Here is a 22,742-nt window from a genome sequence, read left to right as displayed (position 1 = left end):
CGGCGGTCGCAGCCGGCGCCGGCCTCAGCCGCGCCTCAGACGCGTTCGAGGATGACAGCGATGCCCTGTCCCACGCCGATGCACATCGTGCACAGCGCATACCGGCCGCCGGTGCGGTGCAACTGGTTCACCGCCGTCGTCGCCAGCCGGGCGCCCGACGCGCCGAGCGGGTGACCCAGGGCGATCGCGCCGCCGTTGGGATTCACGCGCGGATCGTCGTCGGGCAGCCCCAGCAGCCGCAGCACGGCGATGCCCTGCGCCGCGAACGCCTCGTTCAGTTCGATCACGTCGATCTGCTCCAGCGTGATGCCGGTGAGCGCCAGCACCTTCTGCGTCGCCGGTGCCGGGCCGATGCCCATCACCCGGGGCGCCACGCCGGCCGTCGCCATGCCGACCACCCGGGCCCGCGGCGTGAGGCCATGCCTGGCGGCGGTGCCTTCGTCGGCCACCAGCAGGGCGCACGAGCCGTCGTTGACGCCGCTGGCGTTGCCGGCCGTGACGGAGCCGTCCGGCTTGACGATCGGCTTGAGCTTGGCGAGCGCCTCCAGACTGGTTTCGCGCGGATGTTCGTCCTTGCTCACGACGATGGGATCGCCCTTTTTCTGCGGGATCGTCACCGGCGCGATCTCGCCTTCGAAGAAGCCGGCCTTCTGCGCCGCCACGGCCTTCAGCTGGCTGGCCAGCGCCATCCGGTCCTGCGCGTCGCGTTCGATCTTGTACTCGGCGGCGACGTTCTCCGCGGTTTCGGGCATCGAATCGATGCCGTACTTCTCCTTCATCAGCTTGTTGACGAAGCGCCAGCCGATGGTGGTGTCGTAGACCGCGTTGCTGCGGGCAAACGCGCTGTCCGCCTTGGGCATCACGAACGGGGCGCGGCTCATGCTCTCGACGCCGCCGGCGATGATCAGCGAAGCCTCGCCGGCCTTGATGGCGCGAGCCCCGGTGCCCAGGGCATCCAGGCCCGAGCCGCACAGCCGGTTCACGGTGGCGCCCGGCACGCCGACCGGCAGCCCGGCCAGCAGCCCGGCCATGCGGGCGACGTTGCGGTTGTCTTCGCCGGCCTGGTTGGCGCAGCCGTACAGCACGTCGCTGAGTGCCTCCCAGTCGACCTTGGCGTTGCGCGCCATCAGCGCCTTGATCGGGAGCGCCGCGAGGTCGTCGGTGCGCACCGACGACAGCGCCCCGCCGTAGCGTCCGAAGGGGGTGCGGATCGCATCGCAGATGAAGGCTTGTCTGGTCATGGGGGTCTCCTGTAAAAGCGGCAAAGACAGCGGCGGGGTCAGGCGGCCTGCACCGGCAGGCCGATCAGGCGTTCGAGCTCGACCCGCTCGAGCCCGGCCACGGCGTCGATCAGGCGCAGCCCGCTGGGCATGCACGCGAACGTCGCGAGATCGGTATAGATGCGCTTGACGCAGCCGATGCCGGTCAGCGGATAGCTGCAGTGGGCGACCACCTTGCTCTCGCCGCCACGGGTGAGCAGGTCCATCATCACCCAGGTCTGCTTGGCGCCGATCGCCAGGTCCATCGCGCCGCCGACGGCGGGGATGGCGCCGGGCTCGCCGGTGCTCCAGTTGGCGAGGTCGCCGGTGGCCGACACCTGGAAGGCGCCGAGCACGCAGATGTCGAGGTGGCCGCCGCGCATCATCGCGAAGCTGTCGGCGTGGTGGAAGAACGCCCCGCCCGGCAACAGCGTCACGGGCTGCTTGCCGGCGTTGATGAGGTCGTAGTCTTCCTCGCCCTCGCGCGGTGCCGGGCCCATGCCGAGGATGCCGTTCTCGCTGTGCAGGATCACCTCGCGGCCGGCCGGCAGGTGGTTGGCGACGGCCGTCGGCATGCCGATGCCCAGGTTGACGTAGGCGCCGTCGTGGATGTCCTGCGCCACCCGCGCGGCGAGTTGCTCCTTGCTGCGTCTGCCGTACCCCATCTCAGGCCGCCTTCCTGAAGCCGCCGGCGGCGGTGGCGACCCGCTCGACCTGCACGATGCGGCTGACGTAGATGCCGGGGGTGACGATCGCCTCCGGGTCGAGCCCGCCGAGTTCGACGATGCGGTGCACGCTGGCCACGGTGTGCCTGGCCGCCGTCGCCATCACCGGGCCGAAATTGCGCGCGGCCTTGCGGTAGGTGAGGTTGCCCCAGCGGTCGCCGCATTCGGCCTTGATCAGCGCCAGGTCGCCGTGGATCGGATATTCCAGCACGTACTGGCGCCCGGCGATCTCGCGCGTTTCCTTGCCCCGCGCCAGCTCGGTGCCGAACGCCGTCGGGCAGAAGAAGGCGCCGATGCCGGCGCCGGCCGCGCGAATGCGCTCGGCAAGGTTGCCCTGCGGCACCAATTCGAGTTCCAGCCGGCCGCTGCGGTACAGGGCATCGAACACGTGCGAGTCGGCCTGGCGCGGGAAGCTGCAGATGACCTTGCGCACGCGGCCGGCTTTGAGCAGTGCCGCCAGCCCGTGGTCGCCATTGCCGGCGTTGTTGTTGACGATGGTGAGGTCGCGCGCGCCCTGCGCGATCAGGCCCTCGATGAGCTCGTTGGGGATGCCGGCGGTGCCGAAGCCACCGATCATCACGGTGGCGCCGTCGGCGAGCTGCCCGATGGCGTCCGCCACGGTGGGCGCAATCTTGTCGATCATGGGTGAATGTGGCCCGGCGACGGCGCTGGCCCAGCGGACCGCCGGATGTCTGACTTCCTGCGCAGCATTCTAGAGCCAGCGTCGCCGGCGGCCGTCCCGCCCGTGCTACGCTGGCCGCCATGTTCAATCCCTCTCAGGCGGACGTGCGGCGCTTCTTCTGTTCGGTGCAGGGCAAGGCCCGGGCCGGACAGCCGATGGACGCGCTCGAAACGCTGGCGGCGCAGTGGCTGCAGGACCATCCCGAGTACCAGGCGGAACTCGAGGACGCCGACGCGGCCCTCGCCCGCGCCTACGACGGCCAGGACGGCCGCAGCAACCCCTTCCTGCACCTGTCGATGCACCTGTCGATCAGCGAGCAGTGCTCGATCGACCAGCCGCGCGGCATCCGCCAGGCGGTGGAACTGCTGGCCGCCCGCCGCGACTCGCTGCACGACGCGCACCACGAGGCGATGGAGTGCCTGGGCCAGATGCTGTGGGAAAGCCAGCGCTCCGGCCTGCCGCCCGACGGCGACGCCTACGTGGCCTGCGTGCAGCGGCGCGCCACCCGCGACTGAGGCATGTCCCCAATGAAAAAGCCCCGCATCGCGGGGCTCGTTGCAGGGATCGGGCCGGATCAGCGGCCGCGGTGGAAGCGCGGCTCGGGATGCACGCGCAATTCGCTGTCCAGCGAGCCCACGTAGCTGGCGAGCGCCTTCAGTTCGGCGTTGCTGAACTGCTTGGCGATGGCGCCCATCACGCCGTTGCTGCGGCCGACGGCGGGGTTGTTCTCGGTCTTGTACGCCTTGAGCGCGACGAACAGGTAATCGGCATGCTGGCCCGCGATCTTCGGGTAGCTCGGATCGATCGGCTTGGAGAAGTTCGCGCCGTGGCAGGACACGCACGCGGCCTTTTGCAGCAGGCCGGCCACTTGGGCGTTCGGTTCACGCGACTGCTTCTCGGCCAGCGGCTTCACTTCTTCCTTGGGCAGGCTCTCGTAGTAGGAGGCGATGGTGGCCACGTCCTGCTCGGTCAGGCTCGCCGCGATGCCGCGCATCGTCGGGTGCTTGCGATCGCCGTTCTTGTACGCGGTGAGCGCGGCCGCGATGTACTTGGCGCTCTGGCCCGCGATCATCGGCACCTTGTGCACTTCCGGAAAGCTCGCCTGGTAGCCGCGAATGTTGTGGCATCCCATGCACATCGCGACCTTCGACTCGATGCTGACACCGCCCGCGGCAGCCGGGGCCACGGCCTGCTGCTGCGCCGGCGCTGCCGCCGGCGTCGCGGACTGGGAATGGGCCAGACTGGTCACGCAAGCGACACCCAAGGCCAAGAACGCGTTGAACAACAGATTCATTTTGCGAGCAAAATCCGGTAAGAGGTTCAGTTTCGAAATGAACCTTTGAGTATAACTGGCGGTCCAGCCACCTTCACCTCCCGGATTTCCCCATGAAGTTCCAAGGCTCCCAGAGCTACGTCGCCACCCAGGACCTGATGCTGGCGGTGAATGCCGCGATCACCCTGAAGCGCCCCCTGCTTGTCAAGGGCGAGCCCGGCACCGGCAAGACGATGCTGGCCGAGGAAGTGGCGCAGGCGGTGGGCGTGCCGCTGCTGCAGTGGCACATCAAGTCCACCACCAAGGCGCAGCAGGGTCTGTACGAATACGACGCCGTCAGCCGCCTGCGCGATTCGCAGCTGGGCGACGAGCGGGTCAAGGACATCCACAACTACATCGTCAAGGGCGTGCTGTGGCAGGCCTTCACCGCCGACCAGCCGGTGGCGCTGCTGATCGACGAGATCGACAAGGCCGACATCGAGTTTCCGAACGACTTGCTGCGCGAGCTCGACCGGATGGAGTTCTACGTCTACGAGACGCGCGAGCTGATCAAGGCCAGGCACCGCCCGCTGGTGTTCATCACGTCGAACAACGAGAAGGAGCTGCCGGACGCCTTCCTGCGCCGCTGCTTCTTCCACTACATCAAGTTTCCCGACGCCGACACCATGCGGCAGATCGTCGAAGTGCATTTCCCGGGCCTGAAGCAGCAGCTGCTCACGGCGGCGATGAAGACCTTCTACGACGTGCGCAACCTGCCGGGACTCAAGAAGAAGCCGTCGACCAGCGAGCTGCTGGACTGGCTCAAGCTCCTGGTGGCCGAGGACATTCCGCTCGAAGCCCTGCAGAGCAAGGACGACAAGGTCGCCGTGCCGCCGCTGGTGGGCGCGCTGCTGAAGAACGAGCAGGATGTGACGCTGTTCGAGAAGCTCGTCTTCATGCAGCGCCACAACCGCTGAAGGGCGGGCCGAGGCTGACATGAACAAGCTGCTGCTCGAAGGCCTCACCGACGCGATCGGCTTCCTGGCCGGCGCGCTGCTCGGCTTCGGCGTCGGGCGGCTGGCCGGCTGGGACGTGTTCGCGACCGGCTACACCGGCAGCAGCGTCGCCGGCATCCTGCTGGCCGGGCTGGGCGGCGGCGCCGGGCTGCAGCTGGCCCGCCGCTGGCGGGCGGGCCGGCGCAAGGAGGAGTGATGCGCAAGCCCGAACCGTGCACGCTGGAATCGCGGGGCGTGCGGCTGGAGCCGCTGACGCTGGACCATGTCGCCGGGCTCGAAGCCGCCGCTCGTGACGGCGAACTGTGGACCTTGCGCGTCACGTCGGTGCCGGCGCCGGGGGAGGCGCCCGGCTATGTCGCCGCGGCGCTCAAGGGCTACCAGGACGGGCACATGCTGCCGTTCGCCGTGCGCGACCTGGCCAGCGGCGCCGTGATCGGCACGACCCGCTATCACGACATCGTGCCGGCGGTGGAACGGCTGGAGATCGGCTACACCTGGTACGCCAGGCGCTGGCAGCGCTCGCACGTCAACACGACATGCAAGCTGCTGCTGATGTCGCACGCCTTCGACGCCCTTGGCGCGCAGCTCGTCGGCTGGCGCACCGACAACTTCAACTTCGCCAGCCAGCGCGCCATCGAGCGGCTGGGCGCGAAGAAGGACGGCGTGCTGCGCCACCACGCGCTGCGCCGCGACGGCACGGTGCGCGACACCGTCATGTACAGCCTCGCCGCCGGCGAATGGCCGGAGGTGAAGTCGCACCTCGAATACCAGCTCGTCCGCCCGCGGGAGGCCTGAGCATGCTGATCGATTTCTTCTACACCTTGCGCAGCGCGAAGCTGCCGGTCTCGGTCAAGGAATACCTGACGCTGGTCGAGGCGCTGCGGGCCGGCGTCGTCGGGCCGGAGAGCGACGGCGCGTACAGCATCGACGACTTCTACTACCTCTCGCGCACCGCGCTGGTGAAGGACGAGAAGCACTACGACAAGTTCGACCGCGCCTTCGCCGCCTACTTCAAGGGCGTGGAGATGGTGGCCGACTTCACCAAGGACATCCCGCTGGAGTGGCTGCGCAAGAACCTCGAGCTGGAACTTTCGCCCGAAGACAAGGCGAAGATCGAGAAGATGGGCTGGGACGAGCTCATGGAGACGCTGAGAAAGCGCTTCGAGGAGCAGAAGGAGCGCCACGAAGGCGGCAGCAAGATGATCGGCACCGGCGGCACTTCGCCGTTCGGCGCCTACGGCTTCAATCCGCAGGGCATCCGCATCGGCCAGGACAAGGGCCGCAACCGCAGCGCGGTGAAGGTGTGGGACCAGCGCGCGTACAAGGATTACGACGACTCGCAGGAACTGGGCACGCGCAACATCAAGGTGGCATTGCGGCGGCTGCGCAAGTTCGCGCGCGAAGGCTCGGAAGAGGAACTGGATCTCGACGACACGATCCGCTCCACCGCGGCCAACGCCGGCTACCTGGACATCAAGATGGTGCCGGAGCGGCACAACAACGTGAAGATCCTGCTGCTGATGGACGTGGGCGGCACGATGGACGAACACATTCACCGGGTCGAGGAGATGTTCTCGGCGGCGAAGGCGGAGTTCAAGCACCTGGAGTTCTACTACTTCCACAACTGCGTCTACGACTTCATGTGGAAGAACAACCGGCGCCGCTTTTCGGAGAAGTTCCCGACCTGGGACATCATCCGCAAGTACAACAAGGACTACAAGCTGATCTTCGTCGGCGATGCGACCATGAGCCCGTACGAGATCCTGCAGCCGGGCGGCAGCGTCGAATACAACAACGAGGAAGCCGGGGTCGAGTGGCTGCAGCGCCTGACCAGCGCCTTCCCCAAGTTCGCCTGGATCAATCCCGAGCCGCAGGGCGTCTGGCAGTACCGCCAGAGCATCAGCGTGATCCAGCAACTGATGAACCAGCGGATGTATCCGCTGACGCTCAAGGGCCTCGAAGAGGCGATGCGGCTGCTGTCGAAGTAAGTGCGCTGGGAAGGGGAAGGGCCGGCGATGGGGAACCCACATTCGGCCGAACGGCGGCCGCCAGTGCGCCATTACAATGGCGCACTCTCGGCCGCCGTAGTTCAATGGATAGAACGAGCGCCTCCTAAGCGCTAGATACAGGTTCGATTCCTGTCGGGGGCGCCAGGACCTGGCCGCGTCGCCGGCCCAAGCCGGGATCGCAAGTGAATCAGACGAGTCTCCGTGGTCACGGGGCGAAGAACTTCCAGCGGCCCTCGGAGACCACTTCGGCAACGCCACCGACCACCTTGATGGCAGTTTGGTCGTCGATGGCGTATGCCGGACCGCCGATACCTTTCGCCCACTCTTGCGCATAGGCCATGGTGTTTTCCGGCATGAATTCGTGACCCAAGTGCGGGAAGATCGAAAAGTCGACGAGTCCCAGGGTCTTGTCGCCCGCGGCGGATGCCTTCCAGCTGACGAAGTCTTCTCCGATCCGGGGAGTCATCACCATGCTTCCGGCGCTCACCCCAACCCACACCGTCTCGCGCAGGGACGGCAGGATGTCCACCAGACCGGACTGCCGCATCCAATGGCACAAGTACGTCGCATCGCCGCCGTCCACCAGCAGGACGTCGGCCGCTCGGACCCAGGGGGCCCAGCGCTCCTGTCCGATGCTGGGCAGCGCCGTCAGCTCCAGCAGGCCCAATGACTTCCAGGCCAGATCGCACATGGGTGCTGCGCTCTGGCCCGCGACGAAACGCCAGGCCGAGGCAGGAGTGCACATCGGGTGCCCGTACTCCGCCGTGGGGATGCACAGGGCGCTGGCGTCGGCGATCGGCTTGCCCAGGAGATGAACCAGGGCGTCCCGGATGCTCGCATTCGTGATGCCCCCCGAGGTGAGAAGAAGCTTCATATCCCTCTGCATGGCCCATGGGGCCTGACTGTGTCGTGAGTCGCAGGATGCGGAACAACACCTGCAACCCTTGATTGGAGCAGATGCTTCGTGAACTTTCACGGCCCGCGGCATCGCGCGAGCTCGGGCGAGCTGAAGTCGAGGCGTTCCTGACGATGCCGAGCACCGAGAAGGTCCCGGCCGGGGCCCGCCGCCGGGCGCCCGATGCGTTGCGGCTCCTGCGCGCAAGGTCCGCCGCTGTCGGCCGGTCATGGCGGAACTATCGGCTGGTGATTGCCGGCTGGCCCACGACCAGCGCGCCCACGATCTCCTTGATCGCGCGTCCGCTGCCTTCCAGCGCTTCTCCGTCCGGGACCACCTGCAGCAAATCGAACGGCCGCTGCACCACCTCGTAGTCGGTGGGCGCCGGAATCACTTCGAGTCCCTGGCGTTCGAACAGCGCCCGCGCCCGGCTCATGTGCAGCGCCGACGTGACCAGCAGGATCCGGCCGATGTGCCGCTGCCGCAGCAGTTGCGCGGTGTAGGCGGCGTTTTCCGTGGTGGTGATGCTGCGCGGCTCGGTCGCCAGCGCCGTCGCCGGCACGCCCAGTTCCGACAGCAGCTGGCCCATCACCTGCGCCTCCGGCGCTTGCCCCGGCCGGGCGCTGCCGCCGGACAGCACGACCAGCGGCGCCTTGCCGGCCCGATACAGGCGGGCCGCGTGCCAGACGCGATCGGCCGCCGACCCGAGGTCCGGGTCCGGCCGCAGCGGTGGCCGCGCGCCGCGCATGGCGCCGCCAAGCACCACCATCGCCGGCGCCGCAGGCAGCGCGTCGATGGTGCGCGGCCCCGCCTGCGCTTCCAACCAGCCGCGCAGCGCGTGACTGGCGACGGGCATGGACCACAGCCACAACCAGGCGAGTGCCGCGAGGACGCAGCGCAGCCCGCGGGCCCGCCAGGGCGCCGCCGCCCAGCGGTGCACGGCGAGTCCGAACAGCCCCAGCAAGAGCGCGGTGCCCAGCGGCGAGATCGCTGCGATGACGAGTTTGCCGATCACACGATCCCTCCTGCGGCCTTGGCGCCGCGGCCGAGCTGGCGGCGCGCCGGGAGCGCTATTCCGACGCGCATGCTGGCTCCCGTCCTACAGACAGGACCGCCAATCATTAACTTGTCGCAACGCGTCATCGCATTCAGTTACAGCTGTGACCGGCGGCTTGCAAGGGCGATGCGCTGGCACGAGGTCGGCTGCTTAGCATGGTTTCGAGCGAGCGCAGCATTCCAGTCCAGGCGAGACCGAAGAGAGCAGCGAGGTTCCCATGTCGCCAGCCGATTTCCGCGTCGAAAGCAACCACCCCATCACCGGCCGGCTGTGGCCGCTGTCCGGGGGCCACCAGTATTTCTTCCACAACCGCGACCTGGCCGTCGCCATGGCGGCCAAGAGCGCGACCAAACCGTCCGGCCAGGAAATCCGGGTCGTGCACGTGCCCACCGGCGAGGTGGTGTTCCGGAAACCGGCCAACACCAGGCTCGACTGGACGGACGAGGCCTGACGCCCGGGGCCGGCCGCTCATACCTGGCGCAGCGCCGCGACCGCGGTCCGCAGGTCGGCCGCCCATTCGCGGCGCGTGCGGCCGTGCGGCAGCTGCGGCACGCCGTAATGGACCACGGCCACCAGGCCGCGGCCGCTCAAGGTCCGCCAGACCGAACCCAGCAGGGTCTCGTCGCCGACGTACGAAGGGGAGTGGCTCAGGCGGCGCGTGCGTGCATCCAGGAAACACAGGCCCACCGGTTGCGCGGGGGCCCGCGCCGCGATGGCCGCCTGGATCAGGTTGCCGTGGAACGGCAGCAGTTCGATCCCGTCGCCGGTCGTGCCCTCCGGGAACACCGCGACCACCTCGCCGCGTTTGAGGCTGTCGGCCATCGCGTGCACCACCCGCATCGCATCCCGGCGCGATTCGCGCTCGATGTAGATCGTGCCGCCGCCGGTCGCCAGCGAGCCGATCACCGGCCAGCGTTTCACGTCCGCCTTCGAGACGAAGCGGCAGTAGCGGGCCGCGTGCATCACGAGGATGTCGAGCCAGGAGATGTGGTTGGCCACCAGCAGCACCGGACCGTTCGACGGCGGTGCGCCGCGCACCTCCAGCCGCACGCCAAGCAGCGCGAGCATCCGCAGCGACCAGGTCTGCACGCGCGCCTCGCGGGCAGCATCCGTCATCCTCGGAAAGAGCAACAGGATGGTGGCCAGGCCGCCCAGCGCGTGCAGCACCGCGCGCCACAGCCGCCAGGCGGCGCGCAGCGAATTCATCGGCGGTCGGCGCTCAGGCGCGATCCCATCCCTCGAAGGCGACCTGGCCCGCCGCGATCGTGCAGCGCACGCGCCCCGGCAGCTCGTAGCCGGAGAACGGCGTGTGCTTGGCCTGGCTGCGCAGCGATGCCGCTTCCACCGTCCAATGGGCCTGCGGATCGAACACGCACACGTCGGCGATCCCGCCGTCCACCAGCTGGCCGACGCTGGCCTGCAAGGTGCCCAGCGCGCGCCCCAGCACCCGGGCCGGCTCGTTGGTAAGGACCGACAGGACGCGCGCGACGTCCAGCCCGCTCTCCTGGCCCCACTTGAGCGCCAGGCCAAGCAGCAACTCCAGCCCCGTGGCGCCCGGCTCCGCTTCCGTGAATGGCAGCGTCTTGGCATCCTCGCTCACCGGCGTGTGGTCGGACACCAGGGCGTCGATCGTGCCGTCCGCCAGCCCCGCGCGCAGCGCGTCGCGATCGCGCTGCTGGCGCAGCGGCGGATTGAGCCGCATGCGGCTGTCGAAATAGCCGATGTCGACGTCGGTCAGGTGCAGCGAGTTCACGCTGACGTCGCAGGTGACCGCGAGGCCGCGGTCCTTGGCCTGGCGCACCAGTTCCACGCCCGCCGCGCTGCTGAGGCGGCACAGGTGGACCCGGGCCCCGGTGGCCGCCATCAGCTCGAAGATGGTGTGCAGCGCGATGGTTTCGGCGGCCACCGGCACCCCCGGCAGGCCCAGCCGGGTGGCCAGGGCGCCGCTGGCCGCCACGCCGCGGCCCAGGTGCAGTTCCTGCGGCCGCAGCCAGACCGTGTAGCCGTAGGTCGCGGCGTACTGCAGCGCGCGCTGCACCACCTGCGTGTTGCCGAGCGGCACCTCGGCCTGGCTGAAGCCGACGCAGCCGGCCTCGGTGAGTTCCATCATCTCGGTGAGGATCTCGCCTTCCAACCGGCGCGTGAGCGCCCCCAGCGGGAACACCCGCGCCTGGTGCAGCTTCTCGGAGCGGAACTTGAGCATTTCGACCAGCCCCGGCTCGTCGAGCACGGGATCGGTGTCGGGCGGGCAGACCACGCTGGTGACGCCGCCGGCCACCGCCGCCGCCATCTCGCTTTCCAGCATGCCTTCGTGCTCGTAGCCCGGCTCGCCCAGCCGCACCGACAGGTCGACCAGGCCAGGCACCACCAGGCAGCCGCTCGCGTCGATCACCTTGGTCGGCGCAAAGCCCTCCGGCACGTTCTTGATCGCCAGCACCCGGCCGGCGGCCACCGCCACGTCGGCGATCGCGTCGAACTTCGAGGCCGGGTCGATGACGCGGCCATTCCTGATCAGGATTTTCATGATGCTTCCGTCCCCGCCACGATGCTCATCACCGCCATCCGCACGGCAATGCCGAAGGTCACCTGCGGCAGGATGACGCTTTGCCGGCCGTCGGCCACCGACGAATCGATTTCGACCCCGCGGTTGATCGGACCGGGGTGCATCACGATCGCGTCGGGCTTGGCCAGCTGCAGCTTCTCGGGCGTGAGGCCGAAGCTCTTGAAGAATTCCTGCGACGACGGCAGCAGCGCGCCGCTCATGCGCTCGTTCTGCAGCCGCAGCATGATGATCACGTCGCAGCCGCGGATGCCCTCCTCCAGCGAATGGCACACCCGCACCCCCATCGGCGCCATGTCGGACGGCACCAGGGTCTTGGGGCCCACCACCCGCACCTCGGCGCAGCCCAGCGTGGTGAGGGCATGGATGTCTGAGCGGGCCACGCGCGAGTGCAGCACGTCGCCGACGATCGCCACCGTCAGGTTCGAGAAGTCCTTCTTGTAGTGCCGGATGGTGTACATGTCCAGCAGCCCCTGCGTCGGATGCGCATGGCGCCCGTCGCCGGCGTTGATCACGTGCACGTGCGGCGCGACGTGCTCGGCGATCAGGTACGGCGCGCCCGACTCGCTGTGCCGCACCACGAACAGGTCGGCGGCCATCGCCGACAGGTTGGCGATGGTGTCCAGCAGCGACTCGCCCTTGGACGACGAGGAGCGCGCGATATCGAGGTTGATCACGTCGGCCGACAGCCGGGTGGCGGCGATCTCGAACGTGGTGCGCGTGCGGGTGGAGTTCTCGAAGAACAGGTTGAACACGCTCTTGCCGCGCAGCAGCGGCACCTTCTTCACTTCGCGGTCGCTGACGCTCACGAAGCTGGCGGCGGTGTCCAGAATGTGGGTGATGAGGCTGCGCGGCAGCCCCTCGATGGACAGCAGGTGAACCAGTTCACCGTGCTTGTTCAATTGCGGATTGCGTTTGTAGAGCATCGTCATTGCCCCTCGACCTGGAAGCTGAAGCGGCCGCTCGCATCGCGCGCCAGCGCCAGCGATTGCGTGTCCGGCAGGGCGACCCGCGCCGCGGCGAAATCGGCCGACACCGGCAGCTCGCGGCCGCCGCGGTCCACCAGCACGGCGAGCTTGACGCTGGCCGGGCGGCCGTAGTCGAACAGCTCGTTGAGGACGGCGCGGATCGTGCGTCCGGTGTAGAGCACGTCGTCCAGCAGGATGATGTGCGCGTCGTTGACGTCGAACGGAAGCTGCGTCTGGTGACCGGCGCCGGCCAGGCCGCGCTTGGCGAAATCGTCGCGGTGCATGGCCGACGAGATCACGCCGGGCTCGCCGGGCAGCTGCAGGTCGCCCTGCAGCCGTTCGGCCAGCCAGGCGCCGCCCGAGGTGATGCCGACCAGGCGGCCCTCCTGGCCGCGCAATGACTGCACGCCGCGCAACAGCTCGCGGTACAGCGCCTCGGCGTCGAGAAACAGGGCGCCCGCGGCAGGGGGGGAAGATCCTCCCTGGCTCGGCCGGGCTGGGTTGAATGTGCTCACGGCAAGCTCCTCAAGAACTGTTCAAGAATGATGCAGGCGGCGCCGGCGTCGGCATCGGCGGCGCCCTGCGCCAGCGCTTCGGTGGTGCTGTAGCGCTCGTCGACTTCGAACACCGGCAGCTGGAGCCGGCCGCGCAGCTGGCGGGCGAACCGCTGCGCGCGCTCGGTGTTCTCGTGCGGCGCGCCGTCCGGATGCAACGGGACGCCGACCACCAGCGCGTCGGGCTGCCATTCGCGCACGCGGGCCTCGGCCTGCGCCAGCTGCGCCCGGCCCTCGGCCCGGATCGTCGGCATCGGCGTCGCGCTTCGCAGCAGGCGGTTGCCCACGGCGACGCCGGTGCGCTTGAGGCCGTAATCGAAAGCGAGAAAGGTTTGAAGGTGGGAGGGAACGTCCGGCACGGCCGCCAGGCTCATGCTGCGGCCCCCGCAAGGTGCTCGGGGCGTCGTCTCATGCCCGCCCTACGCATGCCCCGCCGCCGGCGAGAGCATCCAGGATTGCAGCCCCAGCAGCGACAGCGCCTTGTCGTAGCGCTGCTCCACCGGCGTGTCGAAGATGACGGCCGGGTCGGCTTCCACGGTGAGCCAGCTGTTTTCCGCCAGCTCCGACTCGAGCTGGCCCTCCGCCCAGGCCGAGTAGCCGAGCGACACCAGCACCTTGCGCGGACCGGCGCCGGTCGAGAGTGCTTCCAGCACGTCCTTGGACGTCGTCATCTCCAGACCACCCGGAATGGTCATGGTCGACGCATAGACCGGCTCGGTGGGCGCGGCGCTGCCGGCCAGCACAGCTTCGTGCAGCACGAAGCCGCGCTCGGTCTGCACCGGTCCGCCCTGGAACACCGGGGTGCGCTGCAGGTCGGCGCGGCCCAGCGGCAGTTCCACCTTGTCGAACAGGTGGCGCAGATCGATGTCGCTGGGCTTGTTGATCACGAGGCCGAGGGCGCCCCGCGCGCTGTGCTCGCACAGGTAGATCACGCTGCGGGCGAACGCCTGGTCCTGCATGCCCGGCATCGCGATCAGGAAGTGATGCGTGAGGTTGATCGAAGGATCATCGGCCGGCATGGCGCAATTTTAGCGCCAGCACGAATCGGCGCTACCGGACAATGACGATGCCCGGCGGCCGCACCGCCGGGCAGCCACCGCATGTCCAGCACCCATCCCCTCGGCCTGGTGTGGTTCCGGCGCGACCTGCGCGCCCACGACCACGCCGCCCTGTCCCGCGCGCTCCAGCAGTGCCGGCAGGTCCATTGCGCCTTCCTGTTCGACAGCGCGATCCTGGACTCCCTGCCGCCAGCAGATCGCCGGGTCGAGTTCATCCGCGAGTCGCTGGTGCAGCTCGATGGCGACCTGCGCCAGCTCGCCGGCCATGGCGGCGCCGGCCTGATCGTGTGCCACGGCGCCGCGCTCGACGAGATCCCGCGTCTGGCGCAGGCGCTTGGCGTGCAAGCGGTGTTCGCCAACCGGGACGACGAGCCGGCGGCGCTCGCCCGCGATCAGGGCGTGCGCACGCGGCTGGCGCAAGCCGGCATCGCTTTCGCTGACTTCAAGGACCACGCGATCTTCGAGCGGTCCGAACTGCTGACCCGCGGCGGCGGCGCGTACACCGTGTTCACGCCGTACCGGAACGCCTGGCTGGCCAAGCTGGGGCCCGACGACCTGGCGCCGCACCCGGTCCAGGAGCATGGCCGGCGGCTGGCGCCACGGCCGGCGCGCTGGCAGCGCGCGGTGCCCGAGCTGGAGGCGCTCGGCTTTGCCCGGACCGACCTGCGCCAGCTCGGCGTCGTGTCCGGCAGCGCCGGCGCGGCGACCCTGCTGGCGGCCTTCGCCGAGCGCATCGACGACTACGGCCGCACCCGCGACTTCCCGGCCCTGGCCGCCACCAGCGGGCTGAGCGTGCACCTGCGCTTCGGCACCGTGTCGATCCGGGCCCTGGCGCGCCTGGCCCAGACGCGGGCCCAGGCCGGCAGCCAGGGCGCGGCCGTCTGGCTGGACGAGCTGATCTGGCGCGACTTCTACCTGCAGATCCTGTCGAACTTCCCGCGCATCGCCGGGCCGGAGGGCGAGCGGCGCAGCTTCAAACCGGCCTACGACGCCATCGAGTGGGAGCACGGCCCGCTGGCGCAGCAGCGCTTCGCGGCCTGGTGCGCGGGGCGCACCGGCTATCCGCTGGTCGACGCGGCCATGGCCCAGATCAACGCCACCGGTTTCATGCACAACCGGTTGCGAATGGTCGTGGCCAGCTTTCTGGTGAAGGACCTCGGCATCGACTGGCGCCGCGGCGAGTCCTATTTCGCCCGCCAGCTGCTCGACTACGACCTGGCCGCCAACAACGGCGGCTGGCAGTGGGCGGCGTCCACCGGTTGCGATGCGCAGCCCTGGTTCCGGATCTTCAATCCCGTGACGCAGAGCCGCAGGTTCGACGCCGAGGGCCGCTTCATCCGGCGCTGGCTGCCGCAGCTGGCCGGCCTGGCCGGCCCGACGCTGCACGCGCCGTGGACGGCGGCGCCGCTGGAACTGGCGGCGGCCGGGATCGAACTGGGAGTCACCTACCCGGCGCCCATCGTCGACCACGAGACGGCACGGCAGCAGACGCTGCGCCGCTATGCCGCGGTCCGCGGCCACCCGGCCTGATCAAGCCGCGGCGGCGATGCTGCAGTAGTGCTTGACCAGGCTCAGCAGTTCCTCTTCGGCGTACGGCTTGCCCAGGTAGTGATCGACGCCGAGCTCCTTGGCGTGCTCGCGATGCTTCTCGGCGATGCGCGAGGTGATCATCACGATCGGCAGGTGCTTGAGGCGATCGTCGCCGCGGATGTTGCGGGCCAGGTCGAAGCCGTCCATGCGCGGCATCTCGATGTCCGACAGCACCACCGCCGGCACGTCCTCGGCCAGCCGCTCGAGCGCCTGCAGCCCGTCGGCCGCCAGGACCACGCGGTAGCCCTCGCGCTGCAGCAGGCGCTGCGTGACCCGCCGCACCGTGATCGAATCGTCGACCACCAGCACCAACGGGATCTGCGCCTGGGCCGCGGTCATCGCCTCCGGCGAGGCCGGCAGCGCCGGCGGCGCAATTTCGACGGCGCCCGGCCTGAGTCCGAGCTGGCGGGCCTGCTCGCCGTAGAACGTGGAGAGCGCCACCGGGTTGTAGATCAGCACCACGGCGCCCGAGGCCAGCACGGTCATGCCGGCCAGGCCGGGCAGCCGCGCGAGCTGGGGCCCCAGGTTCTTCACCACCACTTCCTGGTTGCCGAGCACTTCGTCCACATGCATGGCGATGCGCTGCGCGGCGCTGCGCACCACCACGATGTGCATGGTTTTCGCCGGCGGCTCGATGCTGCCGCGCGAGGCCTGCAGCAACGCGCCGGACCAGTAGAACGGCAGCTGCTCCGAGCCGAGCTCGTACAGCCCGGTTTCATAGGCCTGCTGCACCTCCGCGGCCGTCGCGCGGCGGACGATCTCCACCAGGTTGGCCGGCACGCCGACGCTGAGCTGGCCGCTGCGGATCATCACCACCTGGGTAACGGCGGTCGTCAGCGGCAGCACCAGCTTGAAGGTGGTGCCCTGGCCGGCCTCGGTCTGTGTCTCGATGCGCCCGCCCAGCGCGTTCACTTCGGCCCGGACCACGTCCATGCCGATGCCACGGCCGGCGAGTTCGGTGACCTGCGCCGCGGTCGAAAACCCCGGCACGAAAACGAGGTTCGCGGCCTCGGCGTCGCTCAGCGCCTGCCCCGGCGCGACGAGTCCCTGCTCGGCGGCCTTGCGGCGGATCGCCGCGAGGTCCATGCCGGCGCCGTCGTCGCGGAATTCGACCGAGACGTCGTTGCCTTCCTGGTGCAGCCCGATCAGCACCGTCCCCGCCGGCGGCTTGCCGGCGGCGCCGCGGGCCTGCGGCAACTCGATGCCGTGGGCCACGCAGTTGCGCAGCAGGTGTTCGAACGCGGGCGTCATGCGATCGAGGACGCCGCGGTCCATTTCGATCGTGCCGCCGGTGATGTCCAGGTTCACCTGCTTGCCGGTTTCCTTGGAGGCCAGGCGGATCACGCGGTACAGCCGGTCGGAGATGCTCTCGAACTCCACCATGCGCGTGCGCAGCAGGTCGCGCTGCAGTTCGCGCGTCTGCCGCGCCTGCTCGACCAGGTTGTCTTCCGTCGCTTCCACGGTCCGCTGCAGGTTGCGCTGCACGGTGGCGACGTCGTTGACCGACTCGGCCATCATGCGCGTGAGCTCCTGCACGCGCGTGAAGCGGTCGAATTCGAGCGGGTCGAAGCCGGCCGCCGTGTCGCGGGCCTGCGCCAGGCGGGACTGCATCTGCGATTCGGCCTGCAGCTCGATGTCGCGCAGCTGGGCGCGCAGCCGGTCGAGGTTGCCGGTGAGGTCCGTGAGCGAGGCGCGCAGCTGGCGCACTTCGGCTTCCAGCCGCGACCGCGTGATGGTCACCTCGCCGGCCCGGTTCACCAGCCGGTCCAGCAGTTCGGAGCGCACCCGCACCGTGCCGGCGGTGCGCTGGGGCGCCAGGTGCGTGGTGGCCGCCGCGAGCGCAGGCGCCAGCAGGGGCGCGGCTGGCGCGGTCACCTCGGCGGCCCCTGCGGCCTCGGCAGCGAACGCCTCCGGCGCGGGCGCGGCACCGGCCAGGCGCGCCCGCACGCGGTCGAAATTCGCCTGCAGCCCGTCGAAGCGCTGCAGCAAGGGGTCGATGTCGGCGACCGTGAACTCCTGTTCCCAGCCGAGGGATTCGATCTCGGACTCGAGGCGGTGCGCCAGTTCGCCCAGGCGCAGGGCCCCGGCCAGGCGGGCGCTGCCCTTGATGGTGTGCAGCGACCGCAGCACTTCGTCGCGCGCGCTGCGGTTGTCGGGCCGCGCCGCCCACTGGCGCAGCGCGCCGCCGAGTTGCGGCATCAGCTCCTGCGCTTCTTCCTCGAAGATGGGGAAGAGGTCGGGGTCGATCGCATCCGCGACGTCGAAATCCTCGTGCTCGACCTCCTCCTCGGTCACGCGCCTGACGGCCGACGCCGGCTGCGGCACCGCGACCGCAGCGGCGCTGGGCTCGGCCCCCACCGGGGGCGGGGCGGGCGCCTCCTGCGCCTCCTCGGGCAGCACGCTGGCGCCGAAACCGCTCTGGGTCAGCGGCGCTTCGTCGAGCGCCTGCAGGGCGGCCAGGATGTCGGGATTCGCTTCCTTCAGGAAGCCGGCCGCGAACTGGTGCAGCAGCCGGCGGATTTCCTCGGCGGCGTCGCCGAACGCCTGGGCATGCTGCGCCGTGCCGACCGGCAGCCACTGGGCGCGCTGCAAGGCGCCCTCGAGCGCGCGGGCAATCTCCGACAGCGCGTGGAAACCCACAGTGGCGGAGCTGCCGCCCAACGCATGGGCGAGTCCCACCGTGGAATCCTGGACCGGATGGTTGAGCTCCAACGCCCACTCGGCGATCTCGGTGGCGAGCCGCCGCGACCACTCGTCGGCTTCGTTCAGGTAGACGTTGTAGAGCGGTATGCCGATGCGCAGCGAACCGATCACCTTGACCTGTTCGTCGCTGTCGATTTCCGACAGCCGCCCTTCTTCGGCCCCATCGGTTGGCTGGGCCGCCGTCGATTGTTCGGCGGCCACCGGCTCTGGTGCGGCCGGCGTGCCGGCCATGCCCGGCGCCTCCGATGCCGGCGGCGCCAGCGCGAAGTCGCTCGGGTCGAGCGCGAGTTCGTCCATCGGCGTCTCGTCCGAGACCTCGATGCCGGCCGGCAATGCGGCGGTGTGCGCCGGCTGCGGCGCGGCTTCGGGTTCGATGGCATGCCCCGCTGCAGCAGCAAGGCTGTCGAAATCGATGCCGGCGATTTCCAACGGCGGCGCGGCCGGCGCCGCGGGCGGCTCGCCCGACAGGTGCGCCGTCAGATCGATATCGAAGTCTTCTGCCGGCAGATCGATTGGCGACAGGGCCGCCGGCACGTCCGGCGGCGTCAGCACCCCGTCGGTTTCCAACGGACCGCGCGGCACCTGGGCTGTCTCGAGATCCGCCTGCGCCGCCGACTCGTCGAGCGCCGCCCGTCCGGATGCCGGTTGATCCGGCGCGGGCAGTTCGGTCGGAGCGACACTGGGGGCCTCGACTGGCGGGAACGCCGGCTCGGCTGCGGGCTCGGGCGCGAACGGCTGCGGCGCCGCGGCCACCGGCGCGTCGAGCGCGAAATCGAAATCCAGGGCCGGCGCGTCCGGTGGCGGCACGTCCGGCTCGGCCCCGGCAGCCGGCAATTCCTCCAGCGCGGCGGCGGGGGCCGGCGCTTGCGGCAGCACCAATGGCATGAGCCGGTTGTCGGTGCGCAATGCGTCGGCCGGGCCGCGGAACATGGCGGCCTTCCAGCCGCCGTCGACGTGCGCCGCCACATCGCCGATCCAGCGCTCGAAGCCGGTCATCGCCTGGCCGGCCAGCGTCAGCAGCGAAGGACTGGCCGGCTTCTGGTCGGCCAGCCAGGTGTTGAGCACCTGCTCCAGCGACCACGCGGCTTCGCCGAATTCGGTCAACCCGACCATCCGCGAGCTGCCCTTGAGCGTGTGGAACGCGCGCCGCAGGATCGTGAGTTCCGACACCTCGGCGGGCTGCACGGCCAGCGCCTGCAGCGCCGCCTGCCCGTTCTGCACCACCTCGCGGGCTTCTTCCAGGAAGATGCCGAGCAGATCGTCTTCCTCGATCCCCGCCTCATCGGCAGGCGCCGGCGTGGCCGCCGGCTGCGGCTTCATCGCGGCGGACAGCTGGCTCAGCGTTGCCGCAGCGGCCTCGGGGCCATGCGCCGACAAGGTCGCGGCGGCTTCGCGCGCGGTCTGCGCCACCGAAGGCTGCTCCGCCAGCGCCGCCTGCTGGGCCAGCGTGTCGAGCTTGGCCGAGAGCTGCTCGCGCGAGATGTCCTGCGGCGCGGCGGCCGCGGCGCTCACCTGGCGCGACAACTCGTGGGTGGCGGCCGTGAGCGGCTGCTCGGCCGGGGGCGCGGCGCGGCCCATCAGCGGCCGCAGTTCGCGCGCCTCGTCGTCGTAGATGAACAGCTTCTTGGCCAGCGCCGGCTGGTAATTCAGCATGTCGATCAGGAACCCGAGCGCGCCGACGTTGTTGCCGAGTTTCTCGAAGGTGCCGGCGGCGCGCGCCTGCTCGGCATCGCCCTCGGCCACCATGATCGCCTCGACCGCCTCGCGCATGCGGGCGACCGCCTGGGCGGCCTGATCGAGGCCCAGCACCGACAGCACACCGCGCATCTGCGAGAGGTAGCCGGGCGCCTCGCGCAGCGGACCCTTCTCGGCCGGGGCGCGGAAAAACTGGTCGAGCACCTTCTCGAGCTCGCCCAGGGTGCCGCGCAGTTCGCTGACCACGCTGCCCATGGTCTGGCGGTCGCTGACCCGGCGGTACAGCTCCTCCATCCAGGGCTCCAGCGCGTCGGCCTGGCCGCCTTGGCGCACTTGGTCCAGGCGCTCGGCCAGGCGCGCCGTGCGGTCGGCCAGTTCGGCGTCCGCCGGATCCATGTCCTGCAAGGCCGCCTCGAGGTACAACACCGCCGTGGCCACTTCCATCGCCAGTTCGGCGCCGGGCGGGCGTCCGGAACGGACCACGGCTTCGATCACCAGCTGCAGGGCCTGGGCCAGCGGCCGGGTGGCCGGGTGGAGCTTCAGCAGCGCGTCGGACAGCTTCTGGAACTGCTCGGTCAGGCCCTTGAGCTTGGCTGCCTCGCCGCCGGACAGCGACGACCACAGGTCCTTGGCCGCGGCAATGCGCTTGCGCGCCTGCGCCAGCACCGCCGGATCGAACCGCCCGTACTGCGCCGTCTGGTAATCGACCGGCGGGTAGCGGTCCAGCCGCCACGCCTGGCGCACCGCCCGCAGCGCGTCGGCGCCCGGACGGCTCCCGCAGGCCGCCTGGGCGCAGAAGAACACCAGGTCCTGGACCAGCCGGTCCGACACGCCGGCGTCGCCCTTGGCCAGCGATGCGTACTGCATCAGCACCCGGGTGGCGGCGCGCTTGACGTAGATGTCCAGCGGAACGAGCTTGAGCGCGACCGCTTCGAAGAAGCCGGCGCACACGCTCCAGAAAATGCGCGGCTCGCGCGCCGTCTGCGCCGCGGCCAGGCCCAGGCCGACCTGGGCCACGTCATGGGCCGCCTCGGCGTCGCCGGCCTTCATCACGCGCAGCACCGCCGCGTCCAGCCGCGCGCGCACCGGCGGGCCGTAGGCCAGCGTCTGGGCCGGCGCCGGCGCCTGCGGGTCTTCCCAGCGCCACTCCATGGCCCACAGGTCCGCCGGATGGTTGCGGTCGGCGCCGGCCAGCTCCTGCGCGTCCCTGTATTGCGGGAACAGCGCCACGGCCGACGGGTGCTTGCCGAGCAGCAGGGCCTCCAGGTAGTCGGTCAGCGCAAAGCCGGCCCGTTCCACCTTGGCCGCGGCGGCCTCGGTGCACAGCTCGGGCCGCTCCATGAATTTCTGCACGGCCGCTTCCATGGCCCGCAGCATGTGCGCGGGCCCGCCCTGGCCGACCATCTCCAGCGCACCGACGGCCTGATGCAGCTGCTGGCGGGCGATGCGCAACTGGCCGTCGTCGACCGACGCCAGGTCGGCGCCGCGCGCCAGGCTGGTGTCGCGCACGAACCGGCGCAGCGCGGCCGAGGCCGAGGCGAGCGACTTGCGCAGCTCGTCCAGCACCCAGGCCAGCGGCCCGAGGTCGGAGGTGGCCAGGTCGAGGTCGTGTTCGGTGGCTTGCATGAAAAGCTCGGGCGGGACGGCGGCCTTCAGGCGATCTTGAACCGCGCGACCGACTGGCGCAGCTCCTCGGCCATGCGCGAGAGTTCACGCACCTGCTGCGCCGTCGAGCGCGTGCCTTCGCCGGTCTGCTCGGTCACGGCGAAGATGTGCTGGATGTTGTCGGCCACGACGTTGGCGGACTGCGCTTCCTTGGAAGCGGAAGCCGAGATCTGCTCGATCAGCTCGGCGAGCCGGCGCGACACCTGGTCGATCTCGGTCAGCGCGGTGCCGGCGTTATCGGACAGCTTGGCGCCTTCGACCACGCCCTGCGTCGAGCGCTCCATGGCGGCCACGGCGTCCTGCGTGTCGGTCTGAATCGCCTTCACCAGCGCCGAAATCTGGCGCGTCGCATCGGCGGAGCGTTCCGCCAGCCGCTGCACTTCTTCCGCCACCACCGAGAAGCCGCGGCCGGCTTCCCCGGCCGAGGCCGCCTGGATGGCGGCGTTCAGCGCCAGCACGTTGGTCTGCTCGGTAATGTCGGAAATCAGCTCGGTGATTTCGCCGATCTCCTGCGAGGACTCGCCCAGCCGCTTGATCCGCTTGGAGGTTTCCTGGATCTGGTCGCGAATCGAGTTCATGCCGCCGATCGCGTTCTGCACGGCGGCCAGGCCGGACTCGGCGGCCACCAGCGACTGGCGCGCGACCTGGGCCGATTCCTGCGCCTGCTCTGACACCTGGTTGATTCGGGTCGCCATGTCGAGCACCGACTGGCCGGTTTCGCGGATCTCGCGCAGCTGTTCGGTGGACGCGGCGAGCAGCTCGGTCGACGTCGATTCCACCTGCGCCGTCGTGGCCGCCACCTTCGTGGCCGTGGTCTGCACGTTGCCCACCAGCTGGCGCAGTTCCTCCACCGTGTAGTTCACCGAGTCCGCGATGGCGCCGGTGATGTCCTCGGTCACGGTCGCTTCCTGCGTCAGGTCGCCTTCGGCCACCGTCTGCAGTTCGTTCATCAGCCGCAAGATGGCCGCCTGGTTCGCGTCGTTCACGCGCTTGGCTTCCTGCTCCTGCCGCTCGGCTTCGTGCCGCTGCTGCTCCGCGACCATCTGGCGCTTGC

At 69.9% G+C, this 22,742-nt stretch carries 21 protein-coding genes and 1 tRNA gene; 8 read left to right on the top strand and 14 right to left on the bottom strand.

Annotated elements, in window-relative coordinates; all coding sequences use genetic code 11:
- Positions 1-35: 35 nt before the first annotated feature.
- The 3 genes from pcaF to VNT59_RS05360 are packed head-to-tail and all read right to left on the bottom strand — an operon-like array spanning position 36 to position 2,627.
- On the bottom strand, positions 36-1,241 hold the full coding sequence (pcaF, locus tag VNT59_RS05370; protein WP_325497290.1) for a 3-oxoadipyl-CoA thiolase: 1,206 nt from the start codon (positions 1,239-1,241) through the stop codon (positions 36-38).
- Between the two features lie 38 nt (positions 1,242-1,279).
- Complete coding sequence (locus VNT59_RS05365; protein WP_325497289.1) at positions 1,280-1,924, bottom strand: 3-oxoacid CoA-transferase subunit B; 645 nt, start codon at positions 1,922-1,924, stop codon at positions 1,280-1,282.
- A gap of 1 nt (position 1,925) precedes the next feature.
- Positions 1,926-2,627 carry a 3-oxoacid CoA-transferase subunit A gene (locus tag VNT59_RS05360; protein ID WP_325497288.1) on the bottom strand — a complete coding sequence of 234 codons (702 nt, stop codon included), beginning with the start codon at positions 2,625-2,627 and terminating at the stop codon, positions 1,926-1,928.
- A gap of 119 nt (positions 2,628-2,746) precedes the next feature.
- On the opposite strand from VNT59_RS05360, the gene VNT59_RS05355 reads away from it, so the two are divergent.
- On the top strand, positions 2,747-3,181 hold the full coding sequence (locus tag VNT59_RS05355; RefSeq protein ID WP_325497287.1) for a DUF1841 family protein: 435 nt from the start codon (positions 2,747-2,749) through the stop codon (positions 3,179-3,181).
- Positions 3,182-3,240: 59 nt separating this feature from the next.
- On the opposite strand, the gene VNT59_RS05350 is transcribed toward VNT59_RS05355, so the two are convergent.
- Positions 3,241-3,960 carry a c-type cytochrome gene (locus VNT59_RS05350; protein WP_325497286.1) on the bottom strand — a complete coding sequence of 240 codons (720 nt, stop codon included), beginning with the start codon at positions 3,958-3,960 and terminating at the stop codon, positions 3,241-3,243.
- 92 nt (positions 3,961-4,052) lie between these two features.
- Between VNT59_RS05350 and VNT59_RS05345 the strand changes: the two genes are divergently transcribed.
- From VNT59_RS05345 to VNT59_RS05325, 5 genes are all read left to right on the top strand, one after another.
- The gene (locus VNT59_RS05345) at positions 4,053-4,895 is read left to right on the top strand and encodes a MoxR family ATPase (RefSeq protein WP_325497285.1); all 843 of its coding nucleotides are present in this window, start codon (positions 4,053-4,055) and stop codon (positions 4,893-4,895) included.
- A 19-nt stretch (positions 4,896-4,914) separates the two neighbouring features.
- Positions 4,915-5,130 carry a hypothetical protein gene (locus VNT59_RS05340; protein WP_325497284.1) on the top strand — a complete coding sequence of 72 codons (216 nt, stop codon included), beginning with the start codon at positions 4,915-4,917 and terminating at the stop codon, positions 5,128-5,130.
- Positions 5,130-5,729 carry a GNAT family N-acetyltransferase gene (locus VNT59_RS05335; protein ID WP_325497283.1) on the top strand — a complete coding sequence of 200 codons (600 nt, stop codon included), beginning with the start codon at positions 5,130-5,132 and terminating at the stop codon, positions 5,727-5,729. The genes VNT59_RS05340 and VNT59_RS05335 overlap by 1 nt, the downstream gene beginning before the upstream one ends.
- Positions 5,730-5,731: 2 nt before the next feature.
- Positions 5,732-6,922, top strand: a complete 1,191-nt coding sequence (locus VNT59_RS05330; protein WP_325497282.1) for a VWA domain-containing protein — start codon at positions 5,732-5,734, stop codon at positions 6,920-6,922.
- A gap of 90 nt (positions 6,923-7,012) precedes the next feature.
- A tRNA-Arg gene (locus VNT59_RS05325) sits at positions 7,013-7,087 on the top strand.
- 61 nt (positions 7,088-7,148) lie between these two features.
- Here VNT59_RS05325 and VNT59_RS05320 read toward each other — a convergent pair.
- Positions 7,149-7,817 carry a Type 1 glutamine amidotransferase-like domain-containing protein gene (locus VNT59_RS05320; protein WP_325497281.1) on the bottom strand — a complete coding sequence of 223 codons (669 nt, stop codon included), beginning with the start codon at positions 7,815-7,817 and terminating at the stop codon, positions 7,149-7,151.
- 259 nt (positions 7,818-8,076) lie between these two features.
- Positions 8,077-8,853 carry a YdcF family protein gene (locus VNT59_RS05315; protein WP_325497280.1) on the bottom strand — a complete coding sequence of 259 codons (777 nt, stop codon included), beginning with the start codon at positions 8,851-8,853 and terminating at the stop codon, positions 8,077-8,079.
- 259 nt (positions 8,854-9,112) lie between these two features.
- On the opposite strand from VNT59_RS05315, the gene VNT59_RS05310 reads away from it, so the two are divergent.
- On the top strand, positions 9,113-9,346 hold the full coding sequence (locus VNT59_RS05310; protein ID WP_325497279.1) for a hypothetical protein: 234 nt from the start codon (positions 9,113-9,115) through the stop codon (positions 9,344-9,346).
- A gap of 17 nt (positions 9,347-9,363) precedes the next feature.
- On the opposite strand, the gene VNT59_RS05305 is transcribed toward VNT59_RS05310, so the two are convergent.
- Genes VNT59_RS05305 through VNT59_RS05280 form a run of 6 tightly spaced genes read right to left on the bottom strand, consistent with a single transcriptional unit; the run spans position 9,364 to position 13,996 of the window.
- Entirely contained in the window at positions 9,364-10,101 is a 738-nt protein-coding gene (locus tag VNT59_RS05305; protein WP_325497278.1) for a lysophospholipid acyltransferase family protein, read from the bottom strand.
- Between the two features lie 13 nt (positions 10,102-10,114).
- Positions 10,115-11,419, bottom strand: coding sequence for a dihydroorotase (locus VNT59_RS05300; protein ID WP_325497277.1), 1,305 nt, complete (start codon positions 11,417-11,419; stop codon positions 10,115-10,117).
- The gene (locus tag VNT59_RS05295; RefSeq protein ID WP_325497313.1) at positions 11,416-12,381 is read right to left on the bottom strand and encodes an aspartate carbamoyltransferase catalytic subunit; all 966 of its coding nucleotides are present in this window, start codon (positions 12,379-12,381) and stop codon (positions 11,416-11,418) included. The genes VNT59_RS05300 and VNT59_RS05295 overlap by 4 nt, the downstream gene beginning before the upstream one ends.
- A gap of 2 nt (positions 12,382-12,383) precedes the next feature.
- Positions 12,384-12,938 (bottom strand): bifunctional pyr operon transcriptional regulator/uracil phosphoribosyltransferase PyrR, encoded by a 555-nt coding sequence (gene pyrR / locus VNT59_RS05290; RefSeq protein WP_325497276.1) that lies wholly within the window; start codon positions 12,936-12,938, stop codon positions 12,384-12,386.
- Positions 12,935-13,351, bottom strand: coding sequence for a Holliday junction resolvase RuvX (gene ruvX / locus VNT59_RS05285; RefSeq protein WP_325497275.1), 417 nt, complete (start codon positions 13,349-13,351; stop codon positions 12,935-12,937). The genes pyrR and ruvX overlap by 4 nt, the downstream gene beginning before the upstream one ends.
- A gap of 45 nt (positions 13,352-13,396) precedes the next feature.
- On the bottom strand, positions 13,397-13,996 hold the full coding sequence (locus VNT59_RS05280; RefSeq protein ID WP_325497274.1) for a YqgE/AlgH family protein: 600 nt from the start codon (positions 13,994-13,996) through the stop codon (positions 13,397-13,399).
- An 81-nt stretch (positions 13,997-14,077) separates the two neighbouring features.
- Between VNT59_RS05280 and VNT59_RS05275 the strand changes: the two genes are divergently transcribed.
- Positions 14,078-15,565 carry a deoxyribodipyrimidine photo-lyase gene (locus tag VNT59_RS05275; RefSeq protein WP_325497273.1) on the top strand — a complete coding sequence of 496 codons (1,488 nt, stop codon included), beginning with the start codon at positions 14,078-14,080 and terminating at the stop codon, positions 15,563-15,565.
- Here VNT59_RS05275 and VNT59_RS05270 read toward each other — a convergent pair whose 3' ends face one another.
- Together VNT59_RS05270 and VNT59_RS05265 are read right to left on the bottom strand one after the other, a co-directional pair.
- Positions 15,566-21,649, bottom strand: coding sequence for an Hpt domain-containing protein (locus tag VNT59_RS05270; RefSeq protein ID WP_325497272.1), 6,084 nt, complete (start codon positions 21,647-21,649; stop codon positions 15,566-15,568).
- A 26-nt stretch (positions 21,650-21,675) separates the two neighbouring features.
- Positions 21,676-22,742: methyl-accepting chemotaxis protein (locus tag VNT59_RS05265; RefSeq protein ID WP_325497271.1), on the bottom strand; the 1,067-nt coding region annotated here is incomplete at its 5' end.

It is taken from the genome of Ramlibacter sp. (genome assembly GCF_035554825.1).
In the GTDB taxonomy this organism is placed as follows: domain Bacteria; phylum Pseudomonadota; class Gammaproteobacteria; order Burkholderiales; family Burkholderiaceae_C; genus Ramlibacter.
Note: the sequence above shows the minus strand (reverse complement) of the source record. Positions and strands in the feature narration are given on the sequence as shown.